The organism is Collinsella aerofaciens, assembly GCF_015670795.1.
In the GTDB taxonomy this organism is placed as follows: domain Bacteria; phylum Actinomycetota; class Coriobacteriia; order Coriobacteriales; family Coriobacteriaceae; genus Collinsella; species Collinsella aerofaciens_Q.
The window spans coordinates 52,196-58,264 of sequence record NZ_JADPCJ010000014.1 but is presented as its reverse complement, the minus strand read 5'-3'; the positions used below and the strand labels follow the sequence as shown (position 1 = coordinate 58,264).

Here is a 6,069-nt window from a genome sequence, read left to right as displayed (position 1 = left end):
GGAGCATGGCCACCGGACCCATCGAAACACATCTCCACCATTCCTTCAACTGGGAAAATGCCGCCCCCGGGGCCCGGATAGGACCTCGGGGGCGTTCGGTTAACTGCGGGAGCGTGCCGTCAGCTCAATGTGTTCGGTTGGGATCGGAAATCAACCCTTGTAATATCCCGGAATCTGGAACACGGTATAGAGTGCAAATAAGAATACTCCTGCAATAGCGGCAGTTACAATATCAAATACGCCAACTGTTTCACCCAGCACTTTCAAGACAAGCGGCTGTGCAATCAAAGAAATAATCAAGGAAAGAAGCCCCATTGCAAGGACGAAAACATAGCGTCCAATCACAAGCTCGCTTTTACGAACAGGTAAAATACCAAACAGACGATCCATACTGTTTTTTTCTGTGATGGAAAAGGTATATCCCGTCGTCATGGCAATAAAGCACATAGCAAATGATACCCCTGTCAGCAAAGAACGATTGATTGCGGCAAACACAATCGGCAGAAGCAGGGTAAAGCAAATCGTCTTAAAATATGGTTTTACCAATGCAATATCTAATTTTGTGGATTTCAAAATATTACTCATAATCGTCACCTTTCTTGCTTGTAAACACTACAATTTCATCAATGGTGGCAGGATCAACGGTCAGGTTAGGGAAACCGCTAATATCTTCGGTTTTCATCAGAGCCTCAAATCCCGTAGGGAATGTACGAATACCAGCCGCCTTATTTTTCAGATCATCGGACAGTTCCTCAATTCCACCTTTTACAATGCGGAACATATCTACAAAATCATCTTTGCTGCCAGTAAAGTACAGCTCGCCATAACTGATGTAGGTAATATAATCGGCTGCACGCTCCAAATCGCCTGTGATATGGGTGGAGAACAAAACACTATGCTCGCCATCTTCAATATACTCTGAAAGAATTTTCAAAAGTTCATCTCTGGAAACCGGATCAAGTCCACTGGTCGGCTCGTCGAGGATCAGCAGCTTGGCGTCGTATGAAAACGCACAGGCAAGCATTAACTTCATCTGCATACCTTTGGAAAGTTCTTTTACCTTTTTGGTTGGTGCAATGTGAAATTTCCGTAACATATCCGCAAATTTCTGGCTGTCCCAATTTGGATAAAATACCGAAATGGATTTTTCAATCTGCGACACTTTCCAATCATCACTGAAATAATTTGTATCGAAAACAACGCCCAGCTCTGATTTTACTTTTTGTTCTTCTGCGATATTATCCAGCCCCATCACTTTGACTGTGCCGCCGGTGCGCTTGAGCATATTCAAAATCAGTTTGATTGTCGTTGTTTTGCCAGAACCATTCGGGCCGATCAAGCCCATAATATATCCCTTTGGCAAAGTAAAGCTGATATTGTGAAGCTGAAAAGAATCAAAAGATTTTGAAAGATTCGTTACCTCTAAATAATTAGTCATCTGTTTTTACCTCCGTTAAAATGTCCAAAAGGCGATGTAATTCCTCTGTGGATAGATTTGCCATTCTTGCAGCTTTTATTGCTTCGGTGAGATTGTTTTCTACTTTGCAAATAAGCTGCTCCTTAATCAGTTCTGAACCAGACCCCATTACGAAACATCCGCGCCCCTGCACATTTTTAACAAAGCCCTCTTGCTCTAATTCTGTGTATGCCTTTGTCACTGTTAAGACGCTGATCTTTAAGTCTTTGGCAAGTGTTCTAAGGGAGGGCAAAGTTTCTTCGGCTTGAAGCTCGCCAGATAAAATAGCCGCCTTGATCTGCTGTTTAATCTGCTCGTATATGGGGACGCCAGATACATTTGAAATAATCAGTTTCATTGCTGCATCCTCCGTGTGTTTTAACTGTCATGCTGTTGTGTATAACAACAGCAACCGATTGCAAAGACTCCCTAATTGAAAACAGGCCTATCGATTCAGATCCGTCTCTCGCCAAATCCTGCAGCGATGTTATGAGAAGCACATCTTGAATGGCGTTTCCGGCACCGACGATAAAAAGGAAAATAAACGATATCCCAGACGCATAGCGATAGCCAAACGCCAGATACGCACCGAGCGCAAGATACGTCACAAAACAATATGATTTAACGCAATCGGAACCACTGATTAAACGACCATATATTGTATTTCCGAACAACAGTCCGATTGTAAGACTGCCCTGAAGGAATCCGTATTGTATCGATGACGAGTCAAATTGCAATTGCGCTATAGCTGGCAAAAGAGAATTCAGAGAGCCGAATGCCACGCCACTAGAAATATCGATTAATAGGAAACCAATTGCCAAGTGCTTCGCGCTAAGATCACTAAATGCAGTCCTGTATTTTTCATTTTTGCTTATCCCCTCTTTATCATTAACCTCGATAACCGACGGAACATCTCGCAGCAACCAGAACGACGCGGCAAAAGATAGCGCGTCTAATGCAAGAACAGCCTCCGCCCCAAATTGAGCGACAACAAAACCGCCGGCAACTGGCCCCAGAACCATCATCAAATTCTGCAGAAACCCAAACGAATTATTAATTACGTCGCGATTGATACTATTCGTATTGGCTCTTAACAACGAGTAAAAGCAGGGCATTTCAACCGTTCGGCAAAGCGATACCGCGCACGTAATAGCAAACATACTCCATTTACTATCAACAAAAATATAGCAAACGAATAATCCCGCGCGAATTAAGTCTGCCAATCTCATGGCCTGCAGTGTCCCGATACCCATCTTCTGAGGCAGCTGCGCGAGCGCAACTGAAAACAGAGAGGGGGCAAATCTGCAGCAGACCATCAAAGCAGTTGCAGAAACATCGTGAGTTACCTCGTAAATCAGCATTGGCAAAGCAATATTCGCACACCAATTGCCTATTTCGCTTATCCCTCTAGCAATATATAGGACCCGAACCGGACGGCTAGCTCTCAATACCGTGAACATCACGATTAACCTCGTATTTCAGGCCTCGTTCATCCCTTAATAGGAATCCATAATCAACCAAATACCGCCTCAACACGGCATAATCAGGATAGAGCTGTGAAAGCACACGATTAACCTGAAGCTCCGTATAACTTGTATTTAATTCAAAGAAAGAGACGGCCCATAGCAGCATGATTCTTTTATAGCTTTCCTTTTTTGGAATTGAAACCAGCTCGCCATTCTTGAGAAATCGTTTTTTAAAGTCTATTAGCTCATCCATTCACATCCTCCATTTCATACGCATCTAATACTAAAAATGCATACGCTTTAGGTCATCGCATTCAGCTTCTTTATTCGAACTAATCTAAATAATTTGCTCAAACACTCTTCGAAAGCTCGTTTTTCACTCTGAGTAAAATGCCCTTCCCAGTCAGTCCACGAACAGGAAGGCAACTCACAACGAGCGGAGTCGAAGCCCTCTGCCGTCGGTCGTTCAAAATGCACGATAACCTTTTCGACATCGACATCTGTAATCAGGTCAGAATGAATGACCTCGGTACCGTCTTCGAATGTCATATACGGGTACATCACGTAAACCACCTCGCAATCGTAAGTCCAGTTTAGCATCAAGCTATTTCGCCAAAGACAGCAAGCCCCCCTTGATGAGTTGATGGTATCTGTTAAACGTCGCGCACGATTCACATCTGGTGGGTACCCTGAGGGCTACACGAAACGAAGCAGATTTACACCGGGAGGACCCCGTATGACAACCAAGTACACCGACGCGCCGCGCACACGTGTCATGACGCCGGCATCGCTCAACAACGGCGTTCACGAAAACCATTCCATCGGACAGACCATGGCCATCGCGCCCAAAAAGGGCCTGTTCGACGACATTTCAATTCCCCAGATCATCGCCGGCGCCGCAGCTGCCGCCACGAGCGTCGCGCTTGCCTCCAAGATCGGTATCGCCGGATCGGTAATCGGCGCCGCCGTGAGCTCGGTCATCACCGTTGTGTCTTCGCAGGTCTACCGCCACTTTATCTCTGCCAGCGCCGAAGCCCTCAAAGGTACGCACGCCGCCGTCGACTACCCCGCCGGCGCCTATAAGCCCGTTGAGTTTAATGCCGAGGAGCACCTGGGCGGCGCCGCGACTACGCAGGAGATGCGCCAGATTGCGGGGCGCGCAACCACGGCGCGCGTCGCTCCCGACAGCCTGCGCGCCAAGGCGGCGGCAGAGCGCAGCCAGACGCAAAAGAAGGTCATCGTCTTCTCGATCGCCATCGCCATCGTCGCGGTCATCGCCTGCGCCGGCGCCATCCTTATCACCACCGCCGGCGAGGGTCTGGGCGAGCGCCCCGAGCCGATCCTTTCGTCGCGCACGACCAAGAGCGACGCGGATAGCTCCGGCCAATCGCAAAGCCAGCAGGCACAGACGGACGGCACGCAAGACAGTTCTACCTCTGCCGACTCGTCATCGAACACCCAAAACCAATCGCAGGGCACCGATTCCTCTACGTCCAACAGTGGCACGCCGTCCGGCACAACCGACTCAAGCCAAACGACCGACGGTTCGCAGCCGAACACGGGCGGCCAAACTAGCGACACCACGTCGGGAACGAGCACAGCAGACAGCAACAGCAGCAATTCGAGTGGCACCACATCGGGCACGACATCTGACAGTTCAAGCCAAGGCACGACATCGGGCAACTAGGCGCTGCATCCCCAGATAGGCAACCTGTACAACGGGCGCGAATCGATAGCGGTTCGCGCCCGTTTGCCTTGGGTGCCGTCATGGCGAACGCTATGCGATGGTAAGATGCTTTACGTGTGTAAAGAGGAGATTTGCCATGAGCAAGACAATAGTTAGGCCCACGCTATCGCTGGGCAACCACATCTATCTGTATCGCCTGCTGCGCAATGCGATTGGATGCGGCAAGCAAACGTTTATGACGCAGGTCGAGGAGGCGCTCGCCGCTGGCGACATGACTGCTTATGACCTGGGCTTCGAGTCCACGCGCGAGTTGCTCGAGGAACTCGACGACTGCATTAAGCTGACCGTCTTTAAGGGCGGCCGCCTGTATGCCACCGTCATCGCCAACGATACCTGGGATGCCGCCCTTGCCAAGGGCGAGGACAAGCCCAAGGTAGCCAAGGGCGCCAAGCAGTCCTACAAAAAGAAGAAGCGCGGCGAGAAGGACCTGAAGGCCGTGCGCCCCAAGCACGTTAAGCGTCCCGAGCCCGTAGTTGAAGCTGTGCCCGAGCCCGAGCCCGAGATCGAAGTCGCTATTGAGGTAACGGCACAAGCCGAAACCGAAATCGCCACCACGGCCGATCCCAAAGTCATATCCGAGCAGGAAGCCACTGCGGAGCTCAACGAAGCTCCCAAGTCGACAACCGAAGAAGCCGCCGACCAGCCCGAGACGTCTGCGTTCCAAAACAGCGATGTCTTTGGCGACGAGGCCGAGGACGATCAGCCTTGCGAGCCCGCAGAACAGGACGCTACCGAGGTGGCATCGGAGCCCGAGGCACCGCAGCCTGCCATCTCGCTTACGGTCGTCTATGACCCCGAGAACGCCAACGCCGGCATCACCACCATGGCCTCCACGCCCATCGAGGCAAAGTCGAGCGTCGAGAATCAGAGCGCTCCGCAAGTCGAGTTCGACACCGCGACCGCAGACGCACCCGCCATCGTCGAGCCCGCAGATTCCGCGGCGATGCCGAAAGCGGACACCGAATCAGTACTCGGCGCCGAACCCGCGCCCGTCATCGAGGTGACGCCCGTCAATGAGCAGGCCTTCGCACCGACGATGGTACCGGCCCCCGCACCCGTAGCGCCCGCCATCCCCGAGGACTTCCCCGTCGATTTCGCAACCGAGGTCTTCTGCCCCGGCCCGCTTCTGCACCAGTTGTCGACCTATCTCCCCTACGGCGCCGACACGCTCGGCATCGTCGGCGAGTACTACTGGATCGCCCGCGAGCGCGGAACCATCGAGGCCGCGCGAAACCGCGCAAGCTTCCCCCTGCGTTACACGCAGGCAGGCGAGCGCCACGAAGTCACCGTGCGCATCCGCCGCAACACCACCGGCGGCCTCGGAGCCGCCTGGACCATCGACAAGGTCAACGCCCCGGTCGAGTAAAAAACGGCCTCGGATAGCCAATTGACCATCCGAG

7 protein-coding genes are annotated in these 6,069 nt (G+C 51.4%); 2 read left to right on the top strand and 5 right to left on the bottom strand.

Annotation, left to right across the window (positions count from 1 at the left end; all coding sequences use genetic code 11):
- Positions 1 to 150: 150 nt before the first annotated feature.
- The 5 genes from I4W09_RS05780 to I4W09_RS05760 are packed head-to-tail and all read right to left on the bottom strand — an operon-like array spanning position 151 to position 3,175.
- Positions 151 to 585: an ABC-2 transporter permease gene (locus I4W09_RS05780; RefSeq protein ID WP_230318699.1), complete on the bottom strand. Its 435-nt coding sequence runs from the start codon at positions 583 to 585 to the stop codon at positions 151 to 153.
- Positions 578 to 1,438 carry an ABC transporter ATP-binding protein gene (locus I4W09_RS05775; RefSeq protein WP_178309374.1) on the bottom strand — a complete coding sequence of 287 codons (861 nt, stop codon included), beginning with the start codon at positions 1,436 to 1,438 and terminating at the stop codon, positions 578 to 580. Before I4W09_RS05775 ends, I4W09_RS05780 begins: the two co-directional genes overlap by 8 nt.
- Positions 1,431 to 1,814, bottom strand: a complete 384-nt coding sequence (locus tag I4W09_RS05770) for a GntR family transcriptional regulator (protein WP_002578893.1) — start codon at positions 1,812 to 1,814, stop codon at positions 1,431 to 1,433. Before I4W09_RS05770 ends, I4W09_RS05775 begins: the two co-directional genes overlap by 8 nt.
- Positions 1,762 to 2,916: an MFS transporter gene (locus I4W09_RS05765; RefSeq protein ID WP_196032698.1), complete on the bottom strand. Its 1,155-nt coding sequence runs from the start codon at positions 2,914 to 2,916 to the stop codon at positions 1,762 to 1,764. The genes I4W09_RS05770 and I4W09_RS05765 overlap by 53 nt, the downstream gene beginning before the upstream one ends.
- The gene (locus I4W09_RS05760) at positions 2,894 to 3,175 is read right to left on the bottom strand and encodes a DUF2087 domain-containing protein (protein WP_055251466.1); all 282 of its coding nucleotides are present in this window, start codon (positions 3,173 to 3,175) and stop codon (positions 2,894 to 2,896) included. Before I4W09_RS05760 ends, I4W09_RS05765 begins: the two co-directional genes overlap by 23 nt.
- A 483-nt stretch (positions 3,176 to 3,658) precedes the next feature.
- Between I4W09_RS05760 and I4W09_RS05755 the strand changes: the two genes are divergently transcribed.
- Both I4W09_RS05755 and I4W09_RS05750 read left to right on the top strand, forming a co-directional pair.
- A complete protein-coding gene (locus tag I4W09_RS05755) occupies positions 3,659 to 4,609 on the top strand; it encodes a hypothetical protein (RefSeq protein ID WP_196032695.1) in 951 nt (316 codons plus the stop codon).
- 136 nt (positions 4,610 to 4,745) lie between these two features.
- Positions 4,746 to 6,035 (top strand): hypothetical protein, encoded by a 1,290-nt coding sequence (locus I4W09_RS05750; RefSeq protein ID WP_196032692.1) that lies wholly within the window; start codon positions 4,746 to 4,748, stop codon positions 6,033 to 6,035.
- The last annotated feature ends 34 nt before the right edge of the window (positions 6,036 to 6,069 follow it).